Consider the following 22,897-nt stretch of genomic DNA (forward strand, 5'->3'; position numbering starts at 1 on the left):
TAATTTAAAATTATTTTATTAATATAATAATTAATTAATTTTTGCTTTAAAAGGAAATATTATGTTAAAAAAAACTTTTAATCCTGCTATAGTTAGTTGTGTCGTTTTGACAAGTTTAAGTATTAATGTTTATTCAATAACTTTCTCTAGTAGACCAAATCATGTTTTGGAAAATGAAAATACATCAGATAATAGACTAGTAGCATCTGTTGCATTACTAAATTACTTGGGACAAAAAAAAATAGACAACTCTAAAAGTGTTCTAAATTACATAAACCAAAATATAGAAATTGAATTGTCAGATTATAGAGCACAAATGGCAAACTATGAAAAAGTCAAGAATACAGCTGATATAACATATAAAATTCTCAGGTCTGTAATGCGAAATCCTTCTAAAGAGCTTTTAATTTCACTCCAAGAATTGCATAAAAATTTAAGACTTTTTATTCCGAATGATCCTATTACTCTTAATTGGATTTTAGGAGGGTTAAAGTCAAATGAAAAAAATTATACAAATAGTAGAAAAGATTCGAGTTATTTTGTTGCAAGAACTCCTTGGAAAAATATAGACGACATAATAAATTTTTTAGATGCTGATGCAAGCCAAATGCCTTCAAGTCTTTTAATTGTGGGCCTTGAAAATCTTGTTTGTGCTTTAGCTTACCGATCTATTAATGCATCTTGGGTTGAAGATCCTAATCCTTCTCTTGAGACTGTAAATTCTCTGACACAAATTAGAGCAAATTTTATTAAAGAATTAACTCAACTTAATTACCAGTGGCTTGTTCCTACTATTGGTACTTTATTTAATAGAGGTATCGAACAAGTATTTGATACTACAACTTCACTCAATCCTGATTCTTATTTTCCCTCAGACTATAATGAAAATTTATCTGATGTTTCAGATTCTGAGGAATCATCAGATGATAAAAATATAAAAAAGAAAAGATTACCTAAATTTAACTTTTACAAAACAAGTCAAATTGATGGAGTATATGGAAATACATGGACTTATAGTGCACATAATGCAGGTTTAACCGTTAGAGCAAATGTTTCAGGGTCGGCTCCTTTAGCTTTAAGCATTGTAGTTGGATTTGCAAATAGTTATCAGTCACCACATTTGAAATTTTTATTATGGAATCCTACAGACTTTCAAATATTTAAAAAAAATATTCAATTATTAGGAACACTTCTTTTGGTGCCTAATTATGAACGGAGTGATTATCATACAGTAGCTGAAACATTTGTTGGAATTACATATTATATCTACAAATTAAATGAAATTCGAAAAGATGCTGTGCAAAAATTTCCAATTGATCTGGCTAAAATTCACCCTATAGATTCATATAGAGAAGCATTAGAAAACCTCTCAGAAGCTTCTTCTGATGAAAAATACAACGTAAAAATTAAAGGAATAGGATTAGAGATATTAAGTTTGAAAGAAGCTATTAAAATCATATCTGAAGATTACTTAATTTCAAAAGTAGATAGAAATAGAATTGCTTTCCATACAACTGGATCGTAGTTAAACATAATATTAAAAAAAATTAACTCAGAATAAACGCAATAATTATTTTTATATAATATGTGCAGGGAAAAAAATGAGGAGATAGGCTCTATTTATGGAATAACTATCAAAGAGTGTTTGTGCAAAAGGCTACTTAAGTAACTACATTTTGGCTTGAGTGAATAATTTGCATAGAAAAGGAGGAATTTTTATATTCAAGCTTTACCAATTAAGGCAGTTCCTTATATTGGGATTTATAATGTAATTTTATTTCTTTATATTATACCTTAAAAAAAACAAAGGAAGCACGATAATTTGGTAGTAAAAAATGGTAGACATAATTATCGCCAACTTCTTTAAATGATATTACCTTTTCTTCTGACTAATTATACTAATGGATTTTTTATCTATTTCTTTATGATACTTGAGTTTTTTTACCTATTCACTTTTGAACTCATTCTGTCGGTTATTTAAATAGTATTTCCAAAAGGTAGCAAATTAATTTTTTATCTAGTAACAAACCGATTTTAAAAATGAATGAAATTCTCTTTCTAAAAATTTGACAAGACTTGTAAAATCCGCAAAATAGCTTGTATTAGTATGATTTATCATACTTGTTCCAGTAGTTTTAAATAACCTTACTCATATGGAGTTGCAAATGAGAGTTTTTGTTTCGAAGAAGTATTTAGGAATTGTTGCTGTAACTTTATTAAATTCACTTTCTATGTCAGCAAGCGCGGATACTGGTATAGCTGGTTGCGGGCTTGGTTCTGTCATATTTACGGATAATGGTAGAGGAAGCCAAATTTTAGCAGGTACTACAAATGCAACTTCTGGTAATCAAACTTTTGGAATAACTTCTGGTACTTCAAACTGTGGCTCTGGGGTAGCAAAAAGTATAAGTTATCTTCAACAAGTAGATTACGTAACTGCTAATCTTTCTACTTTGCAAAAAGAAGCTGCACAAGGAAACGGTTCCTCAATAAATGGATTAGCAGCAGTAAGCGGCTGTCCTGCAAGTTCATTTTCTGAATTTGGCAGTTCTACTCAAGCAAATTATAGCGCAATTTTTTCTTCTAATAAACCAGAAGAAATTGTAAATAAAATGAATTCCGAGCTTATAAAAAATAATCAACTTGCTCATTCTTGTAAGTTAGGAAATAGCTGATTTTGAGCTTGGGAATAAAAAGTTTATTTACAATTATAAATTTAATTTATTCTTCATGCTTATTTGCTCTGAATCATTCTCAAAGTCAAAGTGCAGAGAAATATTTCATTGAAAAATCAAGATTTCTTTCTCTTGCACAAAAATCAGAATGGCAAAAAATTCTTTTCTATCAAAATAAATTTTTTGGATCTCCAAAAGGGATAGTTGATGGAAAAGAATTTTATCTTGCAGAAGATGGAAAAATTAATTTACAATCTGAACTAGAAGCAACTATAAAAGCATTTTTCTCTGATACTAAAAGTAAAAATTCAGCTCACTGTAAGTTTCCACGCAGATTAACTTGGCTAAAAGCACAGTTAGATGATGAATATTATACTATTCCCGTTTCAAAATGCAATGAGCTGGATAAATGGCTAGAATTTGTTAATCCAGAGGGAGTTGTATTTGTTTTTTCTTCATTTTATATAAACAATCCTTCAAGTATGTTTGGCCACACATTTCTACGAATCAAAAATTCAAAAGATCCCTTAACAGATTCTGGAATAAATTTTGCAGCTAATCCAGATACAAATAATATTTTAAGTTATACCTATAAAGGTTTAACGGGAATGTTTGAAGGTAAATTTAGTTTATTACCATATTCAATTAAAGTACAAGAATATAATAATTCAGAAAGTCGAGATATTTGGGAATATGAATTAAATTTATCAAAAGAGCAAACGAAAAATATGCTCTTAAGCCTTTGGGAGGTTGGTGATAATCGTATTGATTACTACTATATAGATGAAAATTGCTCTTATATTTTATTAGCATTACTTGATACTGCAAATGATGATTTTAATTTTGCAAGTAGATTTTGGCTCTGGGTAAATCCTTCAGATACCCTGCGTGTGGTTTATAGTTATCCAAATTTAATTAAGTCAGTAACTTTTAGACCATCAGCTGAAAAAAGATTTCGCTATCGGTATTCTTTATTAAATAAGCAAGAAAAAAATATATTTGCTGAAATTTTATCTGAGAAAAAAATATTTTCTGCGATAAAAGAAAAAAATTCTAAAACAAGTACAGCAAAAATATTAGACGCAATTACAGAATATATTGACCTTAAAGAAAATTTAGCAGGAACAGAAGAATCAAAAAAATATCCTGTTTTTAGAAAACAATTGTTAACTACAAGAGCTGAGCTTGGTGTGATTTCGGATTCTATAAAAATAGAACCATCCCATTCTGACAGGCCGGAAAAAGGTGTACCAGGTGGTAGAATGGGTGGATCTTATTCGCACTCATATTACTTAGGAAATTTATTTGATTTAGAAATTTATCCCGTTTTGCATAGCATTGAGAGTCCATCTGTAGGCTATTCAAGAGAATCACAAATTGAAATGCTTTCTGGTTCGTTACGTTATGAAGCAGTATCAAAGCAAGCGTATATAAATAAATTAGATTTAGTTAATATCATATCAATACCTTCAATAAATCCTCCTTTATATCCCGTTGCTTGGAATTTAAGGCTTGGTTTGAATCAAGATTATGATTGTGATAAAAATACATATAATTCTTCCTGCGCGACATATTTTTTCTCCGGTGGTGCTGGTTTTGCAGGATTAGTAAATCCATTTCAACTTTATATACTTTCACAAGCCGAATTTTCTTATCAAAATGCAAATGCGTTTGAAGTTTCTTTAGGAACTTTATCTGGATTTACTTTAAAAACTAGTGAATCTTCAATGCTTTCAAGTAAGGTAAACTGGATGAAGAGATATTCGGTGCTTTATAGTACATGGCGTGATCATTTTTTGCTTGAAAACTCTTTTTCAATTCAATATTTTACTAATTTACAAAACAAAATTTTTTACAATTATAACTTTCATAAGCATGAATGGCAGGCTGGGTTGAGTTTTTATTGGCATTTTTATTAACTTAAGCTAAATAATTAATTGTAATTTTAGATTTATTATCAATAAAATTTAATTTTAACAAATTTTTTTAAATAATTTATATTCATTTGATTTCTTATAATTTAGTAAATTTCTTTATAGCTAGTACGACTTGACATTGCAGGAGGGCTTGCTAAAGAAACTAAATGAACAAATTTGGATCTATTTCATATACCAAAAGTCAAGCAGTTTAAATATGAAGAAGTATTTTTAAAAATTTACTGCTCTTTAATGCACTTGAGAATGCTATAGATGAATTTAAAATATATAATTCTTATATTACTTTTTAAAAGGAACAATTGTACGCATAATAATTTATACATTTTCATTCAATATAATATTTAAATTAATTCTATTTTATCTGCAATTTTATTGCCAATAATATAACAAGATTCTGAATCTAAATGAATACCATCCATTGCACTTGTTTGAATATAAATACCTGCATCTAAGAATTCACAATTCATTTCAATAGATAAATCATAGAAAATTTTTGCTAACTTGCCAGATTTTATAACTGATTCATAATTAAATTCTGGATGAGAGTTTTCTTTAATTGGAGGAGGACAAACAATTAAAATCTTAGGTGGAGAGTTATTCTCTCCTAATCTAGATTTTTTTACAAAAGTTACTAATTTTTTTAAACCAATATTAATTTCATTGACAGAACGATTATACTGTTTTTTAGTGTCATTGCTTCCAAGCCAAAAAATAATTAAATGAATTGGATAATGTAGTTCAAGACTATAGCCTAGATAATCAAGACCATTTCTATATGGCCTACCAGGATTAATTTCATCTAAATCAGTAGTCCTTCCATTTATTCCATCCGAAAATATTTCATAAGTATTTCCAAGTCTATTTTGAAGAACTGTTGTCCAAAGATTAGCTCTGGCATGTCTTGTGGCTAACTTGGTATTGCTATTAAAACTCCCAGGGACAAATCCCCAGACATTAGAGTCACCGTAACATAATATTCTTTTCATTTATTTCCTGTCTCAGACTATAAATTTATTAGACTTAATTGCATAATAAAGTTAGTAATTATTTGAAAATATTAATATTATTTAATTTTCTATTTTTACTCCTCCATCCGAATCATCAATAAGGTAAAATCATCATATTGATTTTCATAATTTTCAATGAAAGAAAAAAAATCTTGCCAAATAAATTTAATCATTTCGTCAATACTTTGCAAACTCATGCTAAATCGCAAGGCATCTAGAAAACTATTTTGATAAAATATCCCTGTCTTATTTTTTTGTTCTAAGATACCATCAGTAGTAGAAATTAAAAACTTAATTTTGTTTGTTACTTGTAACCTACTAAATTTATATTCTTCGGTTGAGTTTATTCCAATTGGTGTAAAAGAATCAGTGCTTTTAATTTCATGCACTATACTGTTATAATCTGTATAAAATAAATTAGGAGCACCAGCATTAATAATAGATATTTCATTTCTCTTATTACAAACAGCAATGGCTTTAAAAGAAATAAAGTTGCAATTAATATTTTTTATCACCATATATTTATTAAATTCGTTTAAAATATTTTCAAAACTTTCTAAACTATGAATTGATTTTAAGTTAAAATTAAAAAAAATGTCTATATGATTTACTAAAATCATAGCGCCAACCCCTTTGCCAGAAACATCTGCTACAAAGAAAATTTTTAACTCATTTTCTAAATCAAAAATTCTGACATAGTCGCCACTAAAATTAAATGCAGGATTAATCATATAGCCAAAGTTTTTTTCAATATGTGAACTTTTAATAAAATATTCGATTGTTTCTTTGCTATGTCTTATGTCATTATCAATTTTAATTTTTACAGAAAATTCTGACACTAAATACTTGAATACCCTATAAACTTCCTTAGTAATAGCATTCATTTTAGATTCTTTCGTATCTTTGCGGGAATCTAAATATTCTAATACTCCTATTAAAATTGCATGCTGTGGTTTAATATATCTATAGTAAAAGAAAAAGATAAATAAATAGAATAAGACCAAGACAAAAACAAAGTAAATTAAATTAGGGTCTAGTAAAGAATTTTTTAAAATATCTATAATTGAAAATGTACTGACTAAAACAATTCCATCTACAATTTTTTGTGTATTATAGACATGAAAATTTTTATAATTGTAACCTAATTTTATTTTAGAATGTTCTGAGTAGACAAACCAGTCTGTATTTCTATCTCGATTTTCTAATGAATAGTGCTGATTTTTTCTGTCTACCAAAAAAAGATTGATATGTTTATTATTTACATTTAGTTTAGCAACACTTTGGAAAAGTTTTTCTAGATCTATATCTAAAGCAAAAGTACCTTGAAATATTCTTTCTTTAAAAATAGGGACGGTAAGTGCAAATACTTTTTTCTTTGTAATTAAATCATCATATATTGTAGAAATATAAGGTTTATTAGTGGTTACAGTATTTTCTAGAATATCACCACTATATGATTTTTCAGAAAATTTATAGGTCAATGGATTTTCAATAAAAGGGTGAACATACACAAATTTATTTTTAGAATAATAATAAGTCCAAAGAACATAGTCTATTTTTTGGAAATTTTTAATCATAACAGATAAGTGTTCGAGTGCCGAGAATTCATCTAAAAAACTTGTCATTGGAGAATACAAAGAAATAAAAGTACCAATATTTGGAGAATTATAAACATATCTATTAAAAGCATCTTTATGGCTAAAATGCTGATTATATTTATAATGACTATCTAAATGTTTAAAAGATAAAAAAGAATTTTTTAAAGAAACAACATGTTTAGATATAAAATCAATTTGATAATTTATGATTTGCGAATTTTTTTGAATGTTTTCATTCTGAATCGCAAAATTAAAGCTTAATAATTTAATAAAAAGAATAATGAAGGCAAAAATTACTAAAATTATTGAAACAATAATTGTTTTTATGATAACTTTTTTTGAGTAACTTTCAAAATCAATGTTTATTTTTTTGAAATCAGGTTTCATACGTTAAACTTCATAGTATTTTTAAATTGTTTATAATCATAATGAAATTCATAGTTTTTTATTAAATTAAAAATTAAAAAAATACCTAATCCTCCTTCCTGCATGTCATCTATATCAGTGCACAAATTTTGATTTTCGGAGTAGTGTGAAAATATATCAAATATTTCAGAATAATCATTGTATTCGATAAAAAAATCTTCATTTATAATGTCAATATAAATTTCAAGTGGTAGAGAATTACTCTGCGAATGAATTAGGCTGTTGGTTAGTAGTTCTTCCAAAACAAATCTAAGATTAGCCTTTTTTGTTCTCTCTAATTCAAATTTATTTTCTATACTATTTAAAAAGGCTAATATCTCAGTTCTATTTTTTGGGACTATAAACTTCATAGTTAGTCCTCTAAAAATGGGAGGATTTTGCAAAATCCTGATAAAGTAATTATATTTTTTACCATTTCATTTTCTACTTTTAAAAATATTTTATTTTTATCTGCATAGACTTGCTTTGCGCAGCGTAAAAGACTTCTGAGTCCGACACTGCTAATATAATTTACATTTTTTAAGTTAATTACTGTTTTTTCAATATTTTTGTTGTAATTTCCAAAAAAATATTGGTCAAAATTTTCAAAGGTTTCTAAATCTAAACTTCCACTGCAATTAAAACTTTGAATATCATTATTTAAAGTGTGATCAATTTGTAGCATATATTCTCCTATACAAAATTTGAGATTAGTAAGTTCTTATTGTTAATTGATTCTAGTAAGTATTTAAAAAATGTTTCAAAAATTTCCCTATTATTTTTTAGATATATAAAATCATTTTCAGTAATTTCAAGTAAAATAAGTTCATCAAAGATAGAATCTATGATTAAATTATTTGCAAATCCTGGAAATAAATTTTCTATGCCAATAAAATCACCAGAGGACAAAACACCAATTGAGCTAATCCAACCACCCATTTTAGATTTAATACTCAATTGAGCAAATCCATCTAAGATAATAAATACTGATTTATTTTTTGTATTTGGTGATAATATAATTTCATTTTCTTCAAAAATACGTAACTTGCTAAAGGTATTTATAAAATGAATAGTAGAGCGTTCTAAATTTAGAAATGGTTGCAGTTTGCTTAGTTCTGTAATTCTATTTTTGTATGAATTTTCTAACATATCAATAAAATGTGTTGTTTTTATTTCATCCCACTGAAATTGTAATTTATCAAGGAATAGGTTTGTTTTGTCATTTTTAACGCTTGGTGCAACTCCTGTGTTTGAAAGATTTATCCAGCCCATATGGAGTAAAAAGTTATTTAAAAGTTCTTTCGTATAATTATGTTTATAATATAGAGCAATTTTATCAACAAAATCATCAATACTAATGAGATCTAAGCGTTTGGTATTCTCTTTTAATGAAAAAATGTCTGTTAATTTATAAATTGTTGGATTATAAACATGAAAAATTTCTTTATTTAAATTTTCTTGCTGCGAAAGTAAAACAATTGCAAGGGCTGTATTATTTACAGGTGATAACTCAGCTAAATTTACAGTAGGATGTTCACATAATGAATCAATATTTAGTAAGCATTTTACTTTTTGGTAAAATCCATTACTTTCAATATTAATTTGATGTAAATTTGTTTCTGTATTGAATACTAAATTTCCAACTCGATAAATATTTGCATTTAAATTTTTATTACTTACAATAATTTTTTCTGCTTCTGCTTTTGTTTTTAAATAATAGTTATCTAAATATTTTGGATCTCTGATATCATACTCAGTAAAGATATCAGAGATATTATTATCATTTTCCTCAATATTTTCTGCCATAGAAACTGAGTACGTTGAAATATGATGAATTTTAATTTTATCGCTGCAAAAATCTATAATATTATTTACCGTTTGGACATTATCTTGATAAAATTGACTATACTCTCCATAATGTTTTACATTAGCAGCGCAATTTATTACAAGATGTATTTTATTTTGTAAAAATTTATACTCCCCAATAGTTAGGGAAAAATTATCTATAGCAATATCTCCATGCAGAACATGAATACGCTCTCTTTCAAGTTCGCTTAATTTATTACTTCCTGCATAATGATTTATAGTTTCAAAAAATAATGAATTTGTATTTTCCCCTTTATTTCTGATTATGACGTAAATTACATTTTCTGTTTTTCTTAACTCTTCAAGTAATATATGACAGCCTAGAAAACCACTCGCTCCTAATAAAAGAACATTTTGCTTTATGGTAATACTTTTTGGTTGCCAATTTTTCAACTGATTTACTTTGTCATAATAAAGAGATTCAGAATTTCTTAATGTGCTAATTTTTGTTTCAAATAAATTTTCTCGAAGCATTTCTTTAATTTGTTTAAAGCGAAAATCAATATTAAACCCAGATTCAAATTCCTTTAAATTACCAGCAATATTTTCAACGTCTTTATATTGAAAAATATCACTTATTTTAATGTCGTATTTTTGTTGAATAATAGTGACAAGCTGGACAGCTTTTAGTGAATTTCCTCCATTCTGGAAAAAATTACAGTAAATGCTTGGCTTGGTAATGCTAAGAACTTCACAAAATGCTTGTGCTATAAACTTTTCTTTTGCATTTCGAGGAGCAACATATATAGTTTCATTATTTCTGTTTGGTTTAGGAAAATTTTTTCTATCGACTTTTCCATTAGAATTAATTGGAAATGCACTCATCCAATGAAATATTTCAGGAATCATATAGTCAGGTAATGATTTTGCTAAAAATTGCTGAATTTGCTTATCCGCAATTTTTTCTTTTGCAGTATAATACGCGCAAAGATAATCTTGTTTACTATCATCTTGCAGAGCTAAAACAAGGCACTCCTCAATTTCGGGTATTAAGGATAGCTGTGCTTCTATCTCACCAAGTTCTATTCTAAACCCTCTTATTTTTACTTGAAAATCAATCCGACCATGAAACTCTATATTTCCGTCTGGGAGCCATTTCGCAAGATCTCCCGTTTTATAAAGAATTTGTTGATATGTTTGGCTAGAAAATGGATTCTGAATAAATTTTTGTTGATTTAACTCTGGTAAGCCAATATAACCAGCACCAACTCCATCACCTGCAATACATAGTTCCCCACTTACACCTATTGGACATAAATTCATGTCAGGATCAGCTATATAAATTGCAAAATTTTCAATTGGTTTACCAATTGGAATATTTGTGTAGTTTTTGCCATCAAAGGTAAATGAAGTTGCAGTAACCGTTGTTTCAGAAGGTCCATATTGGTTTATGATATTATAATTCCTCTTTGTAATTTTTTTTAACTTTTCTCCTCCAATAACAAGATTTCTTAATGATTTATTATCCGTTTCATGCATAAAAATTTCAGCAAACTGTGTAGGAAAATCGCAATTAGTTATTTTATGTTTCTCAAAATATTTATTTAATTCAATTGGATCTAATTTTAAATTTTTCTTTATTACATGGATACATGCTCCAGCTAATAAAGGTGGTAAAATTTCTATCATTGAAGCATCGAAACTAAATCCTGCATATTTAGAATAACTATCTTCTGAAGTTAAATCTAAACTATTTATTATATATTCACATAAATTAATTATATTTTTGTGTGTTATACTTACACCTTTAGGTTTTCCTGTCGAGCCTGATGTATAAATATGATAAGAAAAATCGCTGGATGAATTTCTGATTGATATATTTTCTGTGCTATAATTTTTTAAATTAAGTTGGTTAATATCTATCAGTGTTAAATTGTTTGCTGAATTTATTGCCAATTCACTTAAATTCTCTAAGTTTGAGATTAAATATCTAGCACTAGATCCTTCCATAATATCTTTAACTCTAGCAAGAGGAAAAGTATCGGCCACTGGTATAAAGCTAGCTCCGGTTTTTAAAATTGCAACTATGCATGAAATCATTTCAATAGATTCTTTTAAATATAAAACAATTTTATCATTATTAGAAACTCCGTTTTGAATTAAGTAATTTGCTAGACTATTTGCATATTTATTTAATTCTGAATATGTAAGAATTTTATCATTAAATATAACTGCATTGTTTTTTGGATATTTATCAACTATATTATTAAATCTTTCAACATATAATTTGTCATAATTTCTCTTAATATATTTTGGATTAAAACTTTCTAAAATTAAATTTTTATCAGTATTTGGAATAAAATTAATATTTTTAATAAATCCATTTTGATTAATTAAATCTTGTAATATATTTAAATAATAATCAGCATATTTTACTATAGACTCTTTTTTATAGCTAGCTATGCTATATTCAAAAGATATTTCAATATCATGCTTATCTTTAACACAATTTATTGTGAGATCAAAGTGCGCTTTGTTTTTTCCTTTTATTGAAAGAATATTCACACTTAAATCATTGTAAACAGATTTTATATTTTCAAGAAAATTAAAAGCATTGTTAAAAAATTTGTTTCTACCGTCACTTGCATTGCTTTTTGAAAGTAGGGAAAGTTCATCAATAGAAATACTTTGTTGCTTCATTATGTCTGATATGTTGTCTTGAACTTTATGTAAAAATTCAAGGTTTGATAAGTTAGAGTCTATTTCAATGTATATAGGTAGAGTAGAAACAAACATTCCAAGCATATTTTGTAATTCTGGTAAATGTCTCCCATTAAAAAATCCTCCTATTGTAAGATTTTTTCTTCTTGTTACTTTATAAAGTAAAATAAAATATGCTGCTAAAGATAAAGAATAAAGAGTTAATGAATTATTTTGGCAAAACACATTTATATTATTAAATAATGAGTTTTCAATTTTTATTTTATAAATATCCCCACTATCACTAAAATTCTTTTCTGGGAAGTCAAATGGTAAATGACTTTTTTCTATTTTATCAACTGTATTTTTCCAATTAAGAAGAATTTGATTTTTTAAAATGCTATTTTCATTGCTATATAAAGCGTAGTCAAAGTAATCTAATCTATTTTCATCTATACTGCTTACATTTTCAAAGTAATTATGAAAAATTTCATTTAACATTAAATTTTGTGAGAAACCATCATTTATAATGTGGTGCGTATCTATAAAAAGAACAAATTTAGTGCTTTCAATTTGTATTAATTTGATTCTAATTAAAGGTGCACTTGCTAATTCAAAAGGCTTTATGAAATCTTGCAGAAGAAGTTCAAGCTCTTGTTCTTTAGATTTTTGAAAATCTTTTTTCAGTAAAAAACTATCGTCAATTTTTGAAAAAATTTCATTATTTTCAATAAAAAATGCTGAACGTAAAATTCTATTGTTATGAATTAACTTATCAATAGCTTCGCCTAATTTGTCTTTATTCAAACGTCCATTAATTTCTATTGCTAACGGAATATTATATATTGTTGAACTTTGGTCAATAATTGATGCTAAATATATTCCTCTCTGCGAATTAGTAAGTGGATATTTTTGAAGACTAGTTTTTTTAATCTCATATTTTAAATTAGATTTTTTAATATTTTTACATATATTTCTTACTGTTTTGTGATGAAAAATATCACTAACTTCTATATCATAATCTTTTGCAAGACGGGTGACAATTTGTATGGCTTTTAAAGAATTACCTCCAACTCTAAAAAAATTGGTATCAATTCCAATATTTTTAATTTGGAGTACATTTTTAAATTCAGTGAATAATTTTGTCTCTATTTCTGTTTCTGGTAAAGCAATTTCTTCTTCTAATTGAATATTTGGTAATGGTAATTTCTTTTTATCTATTTTTCCACTTTGATTTATAGGAAAAGCTTGCATGTAGAAATAAGTCTCTGGAATCATATAGTCGGGTAAATATTGCTGCAAATATTGCTTAATCTCAATTTCAGGAATTTCATTTACCCCGACATAATAAGCACATAAATATGTATGATCATTTTCCATTTGCAAAGGAATTACAACGCATTCTGAAATTTTTTCTAGTTCAAGAAGTCTTTGCTCAATTTCGCTTAGCTCAATTCTATAGCCCCTTATCTTGACTTGCGAATCAATGCGTCCAATAAATTCAATATTTCCATCATCTTTCCATTTAGCAAGATCTCCGCTTTTATAAACACGTTGATATCGATCGTAATTTTCATCAGTTGAATGAATAAATGGATTCTTAATAAATTTTTCAGCATTTAATTTTGGTAAATTAATATATTCAATTGCGACACCAAGACCAGCTATATACAGTTCACCAGCGACACCTATAGGACATAAATTGTTATCTTCATCAGCAATATAAATTTTATAATTTGAAAGAGGTTTGCCAATTGGAATCTGTTTCATTAATTCATCTGTTACTTCATAAATACTACAAGCTACAGTGGTTTCTGTAGGTCCATAGCCATTTAAAACTTTATAGTTATGAAGTTTTACTTTTTTTAGCCTATCACCGCCAATAAATAAATATTTTAAAGAAGTTTCATTTACTTCTTTCATAAATATTTCAGCAAATTGTGTTGGTAAGAAGGAAAAAGTAATTTTATTTTCAATAAAATACTGATTTAATCTTTCTATATTTGTTTTTATATCCTTTGGAATAATATGAAGACATCCACCAGCAATAAAACAAGGCATTATTTCTAAAATTGAGGCATCAAAACTATATCCTGCAATTTTAGTAAATTCATCAAGGTGAGATAATTCGTAAGTGGTTGTTATATGTTTTGTAAAATTTACGACATTTATATTTGATACGCTAACTCCTTTTGGCTTACCTGTTGAGCCAGAAGTATAGATACTATATAGGCAATCATTTTGTTTAGTTTCTATAAACGGATTTATTGAATTATATACGTTATGATGATCTTGCCAATTAAGTATAATAAAATTATGAGTATTTAATTCATAGGAAAAATTAAGTTGAAATAATTCATTATTAGTCAAAATATATTTTGCATTTGAATCATTATAAATTTCAAAAATTCTCTCTTTAGGAAATGTATCAGCAATAGGAATAAAATTTGCTGAACATTTTAAAACAGCTATTATTGAGACAATCATTTCGACCGATTCATTAAAATATAAACATATGGAATCTTTATAATTTACATTTTTTCCTTTCAGATACTGAGCAATATTATTAGCTAGAGAATTTAATTCTGAATAAGATAAGTAAATATTTTTGTATTTTAATGCATTTCTATTGGGATATTTTTCCACAATATTTTGGAAATGTTCAACATAATTATTTTTAAAATCAAAATTTCTATTTGTAGAATTGAAATCTAAAATAATCTTGTCTTTCTCATATTTGCTAATAAAGTTTATATCTCTAATATTTTCAGAATAAATCATTGAATTTAAAATTTCTAAATATGAAGTCAAATAGCTATGAATACTCTCAATTTTATAACTTTCAACATTGTATTCAAACCTAATTTCATAGTTATTTTCAATTTTGAATAATAAAGCTGTTAAATCAAAATGGCACTGGTTTGGTAAAAATAGATTAAGATTTCTAATTTTAAAATCTTTATTTACAAAATTACTCAATTCAACAAAATTAAATGCGTTTGAGAAAAAAGGATTTCTTCCATTTTCGCTATAGAAATTTGATTCTTCGATAATCTCTCCAAGAGAAATATCTTGATTGTCTAAAATAGAATTAAGATTTTTTTGAACATTTTTTAAAAATTCATTTAATGATAGATTACTATTTATTCTAGTGATAATTGGCAAGGTAGAAACAAACATTCCAAGCATGTTTTGAGTTGATTCCTGATAGCGACCTGAAAAAAATCCCCCAACACTAATTAAATTCTTTCTCGCTATTTTGTAATTTAAAATTATAAATGCTGATAAATAAAAGCAATACTCTGTAATATTATTTTGTTGACAATATTTCTGAATATTTTCAACTATCTCAGGTGACATGTTTTTTGAAAGAGTGTTGCCTGTATGCGTAAATGGAACTTCTGGGTAATCAAATGGAATTGCAGTTTGTTCAATATTTATAACTTGTTTTTGCCAAAATTCTTTTACTCTATTTTTATTTAAATCAATTTGATAAATACTAAAATCTAAGTAGTCATTTGTATGGAGAGTTGACTCCATATCTGAATATCTTGAAAAAATTTCATTAACAAGTAGATTTTGTGAAAATCCATCATTAATAATGTGATGAATATCTATTAGTAAGTAATTTAAATCTTTATCATCAGCCAGCAATTTAAAACGTATTAATCCATCTTTTTCTAAATTAAATGGTTTTATAAAATTTTTAAAATGCATCTCGATAGTATTATTTTGAATTTTTTCATAGTCTAAATTGAAATATTTATATTCATTAATAACTTGATAAACATTATCATTTTTAATGTAAAAATTTGTTCTTAAAATTCTTTGTTCTTGGATAATTTGATTAAGTACTTGTTCAAGCTTTTTTAGGTTAAGAGAAGCTTTAATCTCTAATGATACAGAAGTATTGTAGATAGTTGATAATTTATTTAATTGCCAAGAAAAATAAATACCTTTTTGTGAATTAGTAGCAAGAAATTCATTTGAATATTGTTTAATTATTTCAATTTTGTGTGATTTTTTAATTAATTTATTTGATATTTCTTTTAAATTAATTGAGGTTAAAATATCGTTTATCTTTAATTCGTATTGATTTCTTATTTTTGCAAGAAGAAGTAATGCTTTTAGAGAATTACCTCCTAATGCAAGAAAATTTGCATTTAAACTAACTTGATCTAGTTTAAATATTTCTTTTACAATATTTACTATAGCCGTCTCTTTTTCATTTGCTGGAAGTATTAATAATTCTGAATCTTCTTGTTGTAGGATTGGGAAAGGTAGGGATTTTCTATCAACTTTTCCATTTGCGTTAATTGGAAATTGTTTTAGCCATACATAATACTGAGGAATCATATAATCAGGAAGTGATTTTTTTAAATATTCAATTAAATTGACTTCATTATCAATTTTTTCATCTGCTGTATAATATGCACAAAGAAAATCTTGACCAATATTATCTTTTAAAGACAATACCGTAGTTTCTTTTATTGTTGGATAGTGAATTATTTTTTGTTCTATTTCTCCAAGCTCTATTCTGTAACCTCTAATTTTTACTTGGAAATCGATTCTTCCGACGTATTCAATATTCCCATCGCTAAGCCATTTAGCTATGTCACCTGTTTTGTATACTGTGGTATATTTATTTTTTTTATCAGCAGAAATAAAGGGATTTTTTATAAATTTTTCACTATTGAGTCTGGGTAAATCAATATATCCTAAACCAACACCTTCTCCAGCAATCCATAATTCACCTTCTTCACCTACATCACATAGTTGATTTTCATTATTAACAATATAAACCTTATAGTTATCAATTGGTTTTCCTATTGGTATATTTTCAATATGTTCATCTGTGACTTCATAAAATGTAGCAGCTACCGTTGTTTCAGTTGGACCATAAATATTGAATACTTTATAGTTTTTAATTTTTGCTTTTTTTAGTTTTTCACCGCCAGTATATAAGCAGCGTAAAGATTTATTATCAATTTCATCCATAAATAATTCTGCGAATTGGGTCGGGAGGAAACAAATAGTGATTTTATTTTCTTCAAAATACTGGTTTAATTTATGAACATCATTTTTAGTTTCTTTATCTAAAATATGAAGGCATGCTCCAGAAACGAGGGAGGGCATAATTTCAATAATGGAGGCATCAAAACCATATCCTGCAAATTTTGAAAAATTATCCTCTTTTGTTATTTCATATCTATTTAAAATATAGTACGTAAAATTCAAAATATTTTTATTACTAAGACTGACTCCTTTTGGTTTTCCCGTCGAGCCTGATGTATAAATATTATAGATGCAATCTTCTAATTCTGTTTTTAGAAAAATATTTTCACTATTATAATGCTCAATTTCTATTTCATCTAAATAAATATAAATTATGTTTTCTTTTTCGCTTTTAACTAAATTTCTTTTTGTCAAAAGTACTTTAATCTCGGCATTATCTATTATGTCATACACTCTTTCCATTGGGAAAATATCTGGCATAGGTACAAAACTTGCGGAGCATTTTAAAATACTTAGAATAGATATTATCATTTCAGGACATTCATCTAGATAGATGCCTACTCTTGAATTTTGTGATACAGGTAAATTTAATAAATGATGAGCTAATTTGTTGCTTTTTTCATTTAATTGATAATATGTTATTTTAATATTTTTGAATATAATTGCATTTTTATGCAAATAATTACTGATATTTTGTTCGAAAAATTCGATATAAGAATTATGGTATTTGTTTTCAAGATCTGTGTCATTGTATATTTCATGAATATTTGTCATAATAAACCACACAATATTGATAGAATTGAATAATTAAAATGTAAAAATAAATTCAAATAGAAGACATATCATTCCAACTTATTTCTATTATAAAAAATGAAATAAATAAAGCTACAATTTAAAACGTTTTTTAAAAATAAGTTTTAAATTTCTATAGATCAATGTAATTATAGGATTTTAATAGTGAATTACGTCCGTTTACGTTTATTTAAAATTGCACTTTATTAACTTTGTTTTATGCTAAAAACTATAAGGAATTGTGCGAAGTAATAACTCACCCAAACAATTTGGTTAGCTAATTTAAAATTATATTTAAATTTTTGATAGGCTAATACTGAATCAGATAGTGTAAAAAGAAGAACCCCTATAATTAATTCGTAACAAGAGAACTTAGAAAGGATAGCAGAAATATTAAGTGATAAAAGACCTATTATGTATATTATAACAGATATTTTTAGTTTTCCTAAATAATTAGATAATATTTTATAAAAAATGATTGAAAATAAAAAAAGTAAAGATATAATAATTTTATTTGTCAACATAAAAAATTGATTGTTTGAATAGTAACAAAAGAAAAAGATACTACTACAGACATGTGCAAATAAAAAACTTATGAGACCATGTAAAAAAAAATTTTTCTCATTAATACCTAACCAAAAGTCACCAAGGGCAGATAAAAATATAGAAATATAAAAGAGTTCGATATATTTAGAGTGTATATGATAAATGCTATAAATTCCAAGAAAAACGATACTACAAACTTTAAATAACCAAGAGTATTTAATTTGGAATTTAAAGAATGATAGTAAGTAGATAAAAAAACAAATAAATGAGGTAAAAATCCATGGTGATGAAATGAAGTGTTCGTAATTCATAGAGTATCCTATAGTAAAAAGTTTCTATAGGAGAATATACATGTAAATTTTGTTCAAATAACTTTAGGGTTATATTTATTTCCAAAGGTTTGGAAAAGAATCTCTCAAACCAGTAATAACGAACTGAATAGCAAGGGCGGCAATTAAAATTCCCATAATGCGTCCCATTAAATTTAATCCTGTTTTACCTAATACTCTGTAAAGATGCTGACTAAATTTGAGAGTTAAAGAACTAACCCACATCACAAGGACAATAGCTAGAGTTAAGAGAAAGTAATAATAAATATTATTTGCATTTGTGGCTTGTGCCACAACTGTAGAAATAGCTCCGGGTCCTGCCAATAGAGGCATTGCTAAAGGAACTATGGAGATATCATCTTTATGTTTGCTTTCATCTTCTTCATCATGATTTATTTTTTCTGATGAACCCATCATATGCTCAAGTGCAAATTTAAGCAGTAGAATACCTCCAGCTATGCGTAAGGCTGAAATAGATATACCAAAAATATTTAAAACGCTCATCCCTGTAAAGGCGAATACAAGAAGTATAGATGAAGCGACTAAGACGGCTTTTCGTCTGGTTTTTTTGACATCTGTTGGGGTGAAACGTTCCGTTAAAAGAAGATAAACTGGTATAGCGGCAAAGGGGTCGACCATTACAAATACTGAAATAAAAGTAGTAAATAGATAAGCAATGGCAGCACCTACAGCTGAGCTTTGATCCATCAAAGAAGTGATGAAATCCATAATTTGTCCTTGTGAAGTTAGGAGTTTTGCAAAACGAAATTTTTAAGTTTTGCAATGGAGGATACTAGTGAAATTTGTGGCAATCAGTCAAGATAAAGGATTAGCATTATCTATCTGTTCTGAATTTAAGCAACAAGGATATGATGTTTTCTCAGCTTTTTCTTTAAAAGAAGCTGAAAAAATTTGTCAAGTCGAAAAGCCTGATGTCTTAGTTGCCGAACATATTCAAGTAGACGGTAATTTTTTTGATTTTTATGATAAATTGAAAGAAAAATTTATTAAAGAAACCCCACCAGTTGCAATACTTTTAACAGAATCTGCTAGTGAGCTCACTCCAGATGTAGCCATAGCCATGGGTTTGTGGGCGCTCTATACAAAACCTTTTCAAATTAAATCATTGTATTACTCGGTTGAAGATGCTGTTTTTTCTAGAAAAGAAGGATACACAAAACGCTTGGATGAGCGCATAGAGCTTACATCAAAAGTAAATATAAAATTACCTTCTTCGCCAAAAGTTTTTTCAACATTTTCTACAAATATTAGCTTTGGTGGCTTTTTTGTTGCTTTATCTGAGGAGTTTCCAGAAGTTGGTGATATAATTGAGTTTCGTTTGATGTTTTCCTCCCTAGAATCGTTAGAAGGAAAAGGGAAGGTTGCATGGGTTCGAAAAGAAGCTAAGGCCGGAGAGCAATCTGGGTGTGGAATTCAATTTACTGAAGGTAGGGAAAAATATGTTAAATTTCTCGTTCCAATCATAAATGAAACTAGAACTAGGCAAATAGAATCAGCATCGTTCAAAGTTGAGGATTTAAATGATATTTTACAACAATCAGTTCGTGCAGCAAAAGAAAAAATTTCTAAAACTGTGACTGAAATTTATTTGCTTCCAGCAAATGAAAAAATATCTGTTTTGTGTAGAAGCCCACAAATGTTAAGTGTTTTTTCTTTATTAATTTATGAAATTGTTTATCCTATGCGGGAAATCAAAGGTTCAAATTGCATGATAGCTGTCAAGGATGGAGGCAAAAAAACTGTTGAAATTATCTTAACCTGTATGCCTCCTGGAGCTTCATTATTTGTGGAAGCCTTGATTGAAGAAAAAATTCAACCTATTTTAGATATGCATAAAGCCAAAATTCATTGCGAATTTAATTCAATAAGCTCTACTGTTGTTATTACTTTAGAAAAAGCATAATTAAATAATTTTTTGATTTAGTACTTTTTCTTCATAATCCTCTTCTCTTTTAGGAGGATTATTTTTAATTAATGTATCATCTAAAATTGTGAAACAAATTAATGATTGAAAGGCTGAACTTATTTGCGTGAGAAGATGTGGACTTGCTTTTTTCTTTAAAAAATCAGAGCGCATAAATTCAAATAAACCTGATGTATTTTTTATATCAAATAATTGTGTTTCTTTTACCTTATTTGTTATTAGTTCTTGATAATTTCTAATTAAATTTTCATTAAATAAAAAAGGTGATCCAAATTGTTTTTTTGGTGCCATTGCAAAATTTTGTCCAATTTTTTTTGCATAACAGCGACGTAATATTGATTTATCTTCATACCCTCTAATAAGCATACTATCTTTTAATTTAGCAACCAATTTAGCCATTTCGCGAGATAAGAATGGAGTACGACCTTCAACAGAATTAGCCATTTCCATTCTATCTCCCACTACATTCAAAATTTGCACTGGAAGATGTGTTTTACAAAAATAATTTTGCCATAATGCAAGTGCATTTGTTGGGTTACTTAGAAATTCATCATCACTTTGATAACCAAAGGAATACCATGAACGAATGGATTCTTTTTGTTCACTAAGCCATTTTGTTGCTTCTTCATTACCTAAAATAGCAGAAGCAATAGTTTTAATTTGACTAAATAAGGGGTGTGGAACTCCCCAGAGTAAAAGACTTTCCATAAAATCTTCACCAGTTCCTTCCACGCTAGAACCAACTAGCCAGGGATCCTTTTCTGGTGTTAACTTCTTCATTAAAGTACCATCACGCAGACTTGCACCAGATGTTAATTTTTTAATTTTATCAAATACATTCTCCCCTGGGACACTGCTTAAAGCAAATTTCCACCAACTGGCATATTTAAAACTTGGATAACCTCCTAATAATTCATCAGCTCCATCACCAGTTAAAACACCTTTTACATACTTACCTGCAAATTTACTTAGCCACCATTTTGCAGCACAATTTGTATATGGCTGTACATTTTCAGAATGATAAACAGCATGTTTATATGCATAGCTTAAATTTAAGTTACTTACTTTTAATATATTAGGAGTAACGCTATATTTTTGGGCGAATGATAATGCTTCTGTTGCTTCACTGTATTCTTCACTATCAAAACTTATCGTGAAAGATTTTAATGGACGATTTATTTTTTTATGTTGTAAATAATTTACCATTTCATATGTAACAGCTCTGGAATCAATACCTCCACTTAAATAAACACCTAATTCAACTTCTGAAAGCATTCTATATTCTACAGATTTATATAATGTTTTACTAAATTCATGTAACATTTCATCTTGATTTAAATCGCTATCAGTTAAAATAGGGCGTACAGGTTGTTTCTTTATTTGAATTTTACAAACAAAATAATCATTTTGTTTTTTAGCATATAAAAATGAATTTGGTGGCAATTGAATTATATTTTGATAAGGAGTTCTTATTGGCTCATAAAGACCAGTAATTTGTCTTAAAAAACCATCTCTATGCCATTTTTTTTCGATTGAAAGACCTTTTATTTCACTGGAAAAATGCAAGGTCTTAGTTTTAAATAAATAAGACTCTTGTGCAGTTGAAAATATATTTGTTTGAACATCTTCAAGTCCAAAATATAATGGTTTCACTCCAAAAGGATCGCGCATTGCAATAAGTTCAGTTCCATCAGTCTTGCAAATGACAAAGCTATATTCACCATCAAGATATTTTTCTATTTCAAGTCCATAATTTAAAAACCCTTCTAAGATGGATTCAGTATCGCTTTTTGTAGAAAAATGATAACCCTGTTCAGCAGTAATTTTTTTACGTAACAAATTGTGATTGTAAATTTCTCCATTAAATACAATAACCCATTTTTTATTTTTGCTAAGCATAGGTTGAAAATTAGATGCAATATCAAGAAAAGCAAGTCTATAGTGTGCAAGTAATACATTTTCAAATTCAGCTTTGCGTATTGGTTCGTTACCTCTATGCTTTACATTATTTGCTTTTGAATAAAATAATTCTTTATAGTTTGGAATGGAAGCAAATGAACTGTCTTGACTGAACATAACACCAGCATAGCCACACATATAAACCCACTTTATTAAAAATCAGTTTAGCACTTTTAGATTGA

The 22,897-nt window shown here is 27.3% G+C and carries 12 protein-coding genes; 4 read left to right on the forward strand and 8 right to left on the reverse strand.

The window, feature by feature from the left end; all coding sequences use genetic code 11:
* The first annotated feature begins 61 nt into the window (after nt 1–61).
* The 3 genes from GOY08_RS14900 to GOY08_RS14910 all read left to right on the forward strand — a co-directional run bounded on the left by GOY08_RS14900 (nt 62) and on the right by GOY08_RS14910 (nt 4,594).
* Nucleotides 62–1,525 (forward strand): hypothetical protein, encoded by a 1,464-nt coding sequence (locus GOY08_RS14900; protein WP_158999721.1) that lies wholly within the window; start codon nt 62–64, stop codon nt 1,523–1,525.
* Between the two features lie 640 nt (nt 1,526–2,165).
* A complete protein-coding gene (locus tag GOY08_RS14905) occupies nt 2,166–2,675 on the forward strand; it encodes a DUF3015 family protein (RefSeq protein ID WP_158999722.1) in 510 nt (169 codons plus the stop codon).
* A gap of 2 nt (nt 2,676–2,677) precedes the next feature.
* Nucleotides 2,678–4,594 (forward strand): Lnb N-terminal periplasmic domain-containing protein, encoded by a 1,917-nt coding sequence (locus GOY08_RS14910; RefSeq protein ID WP_158999723.1) that lies wholly within the window; start codon nt 2,678–2,680, stop codon nt 4,592–4,594.
* 359 nt (nt 4,595–4,953) lie between these two features.
* Here GOY08_RS14910 and GOY08_RS14915 read toward each other — a convergent pair whose 3' ends face one another.
* From GOY08_RS14915 to GOY08_RS14945, 7 genes are all read right to left on the reverse strand, one after another.
* The gene (locus GOY08_RS14915) at nt 4,954–5,598 is read right to left on the reverse strand and encodes a GDSL-type esterase/lipase family protein (protein WP_158999724.1); all 645 of its coding nucleotides are present in this window, start codon (nt 5,596–5,598) and stop codon (nt 4,954–4,956) included.
* A gap of 95 nt (nt 5,599–5,693) precedes the next feature.
* On the reverse strand, nt 5,694–7,604 hold the full coding sequence (locus tag GOY08_RS14920; protein WP_158999725.1) for a SpoIIE family protein phosphatase: 1,911 nt from the start codon (nt 7,602–7,604) through the stop codon (nt 5,694–5,696).
* Entirely contained in the window at nt 7,601–7,993 is a 393-nt protein-coding gene (locus GOY08_RS14925; protein WP_158999726.1) for an ATP-binding protein, read from the reverse strand. Before GOY08_RS14925 ends, GOY08_RS14920 begins: the two co-directional genes overlap by 4 nt.
* Before the next feature lie 2 nt (nt 7,994–7,995).
* Nucleotides 7,996–8,307: an STAS domain-containing protein gene (locus GOY08_RS14930; protein WP_158999727.1), complete on the reverse strand. Its 312-nt coding sequence runs from the start codon at nt 8,305–8,307 to the stop codon at nt 7,996–7,998.
* A gap of 8 nt (nt 8,308–8,315) precedes the next feature.
* A complete protein-coding gene (locus GOY08_RS14935) occupies nt 8,316–17,918 on the reverse strand; it encodes a non-ribosomal peptide synthetase (protein WP_158999728.1) in 9,603 nt (3,200 codons plus the stop codon).
* Between the two features lie 224 nt (nt 17,919–18,142).
* A complete protein-coding gene (locus GOY08_RS15775) occupies nt 18,143–18,793 on the reverse strand; it encodes a lysoplasmalogenase (protein WP_158999729.1) in 651 nt (216 codons plus the stop codon).
* Nucleotides 18,794–18,868: 75 nt separating this feature from the next.
* Nucleotides 18,869–19,540 carry a MarC family protein gene (locus GOY08_RS14945; RefSeq protein ID WP_158999730.1) on the reverse strand — a complete coding sequence of 224 codons (672 nt, stop codon included), beginning with the start codon at nt 19,538–19,540 and terminating at the stop codon, nt 18,869–18,871.
* Nucleotides 19,541–19,607: 67 nt separating this feature from the next.
* Between GOY08_RS14945 and GOY08_RS14950 the strand changes: the two genes are divergently transcribed.
* Nucleotides 19,608–20,735, forward strand: coding sequence for a PilZ domain-containing protein (locus tag GOY08_RS14950; protein WP_158999731.1), 1,128 nt, complete (start codon nt 19,608–19,610; stop codon nt 20,733–20,735).
* Here the strand turns inward: GOY08_RS14950 and asnB are convergent, their stop codons facing one another.
* Nucleotides 20,736–22,853, reverse strand: coding sequence for an asparagine synthase (glutamine-hydrolyzing) (gene asnB, locus GOY08_RS14955; protein ID WP_158999732.1), 2,118 nt, complete (start codon nt 22,851–22,853; stop codon nt 20,736–20,738).
* Nucleotides 22,854–22,897: the final 44 nt, after the last annotated feature.

Source organism: Pigmentibacter ruber (assembly GCF_009792895.1).
In the GTDB taxonomy this organism is placed as follows: Bacteria; Bdellovibrionota_B; Oligoflexia; order Silvanigrellales; family Silvanigrellaceae; genus Silvanigrella; species Silvanigrella rubra.

Bases quoted from the DNA above. Each gene is read 5' to 3' on its own strand.
- GOY08_RS14900 (WP_158999721.1), top strand. From the start codon at position 62: ATGTTAAAAAAAACTTTTAATCCTGCTATAGTTAGTTGTGTCGTTTTG.
- GOY08_RS14905 (WP_158999722.1), top strand. From the start codon at position 2,166: ATGAGAGTTTTTGTTTCGAAGAAGTATTTAGGAATTGTTGCTGTAACT.
- GOY08_RS14915 (WP_158999724.1), bottom strand. From the start codon at position 5,598: ATGAAAAGAATATTATGTTACGGTGACTCTAATGTCTGGGGATTTGTC.
- GOY08_RS14920 (WP_158999725.1), bottom strand. From the start codon at position 7,604: ATGAAACCTGATTTCAAAAAAATAAACATTGATTTTGAAAGTTACTCA.
- GOY08_RS14925 (WP_158999726.1), bottom strand. From the start codon at position 7,993: ATGAAGTTTATAGTCCCAAAAAATAGAACTGAGATATTAGCCTTTTTA.
- GOY08_RS14930 (WP_158999727.1), bottom strand. From the start codon at position 8,307: ATGCTACAAATTGATCACACTTTAAATAATGATATTCAAAGTTTTAAT.
- GOY08_RS14935 (WP_158999728.1), bottom strand. From the start codon at position 17,918: ATGACAAATATTCATGAAATATACAATGACACAGATCTTGAAAACAAA.
- GOY08_RS15775 (WP_158999729.1), bottom strand. From the start codon at position 18,793: ATGAATTACGAACACTTCATTTCATCACCATGGATTTTTACCTCATTT.
- GOY08_RS14945 (WP_158999730.1), bottom strand. From the start codon at position 19,540: ATGGATTTCATCACTTCTTTGATGGATCAAAGCTCAGCTGTAGGTGCT.
- asnB (WP_158999732.1), bottom strand. From the start codon at position 22,853: ATGTGTGGCTATGCTGGTGTTATGTTCAGTCAAGACAGTTCATTTGCT.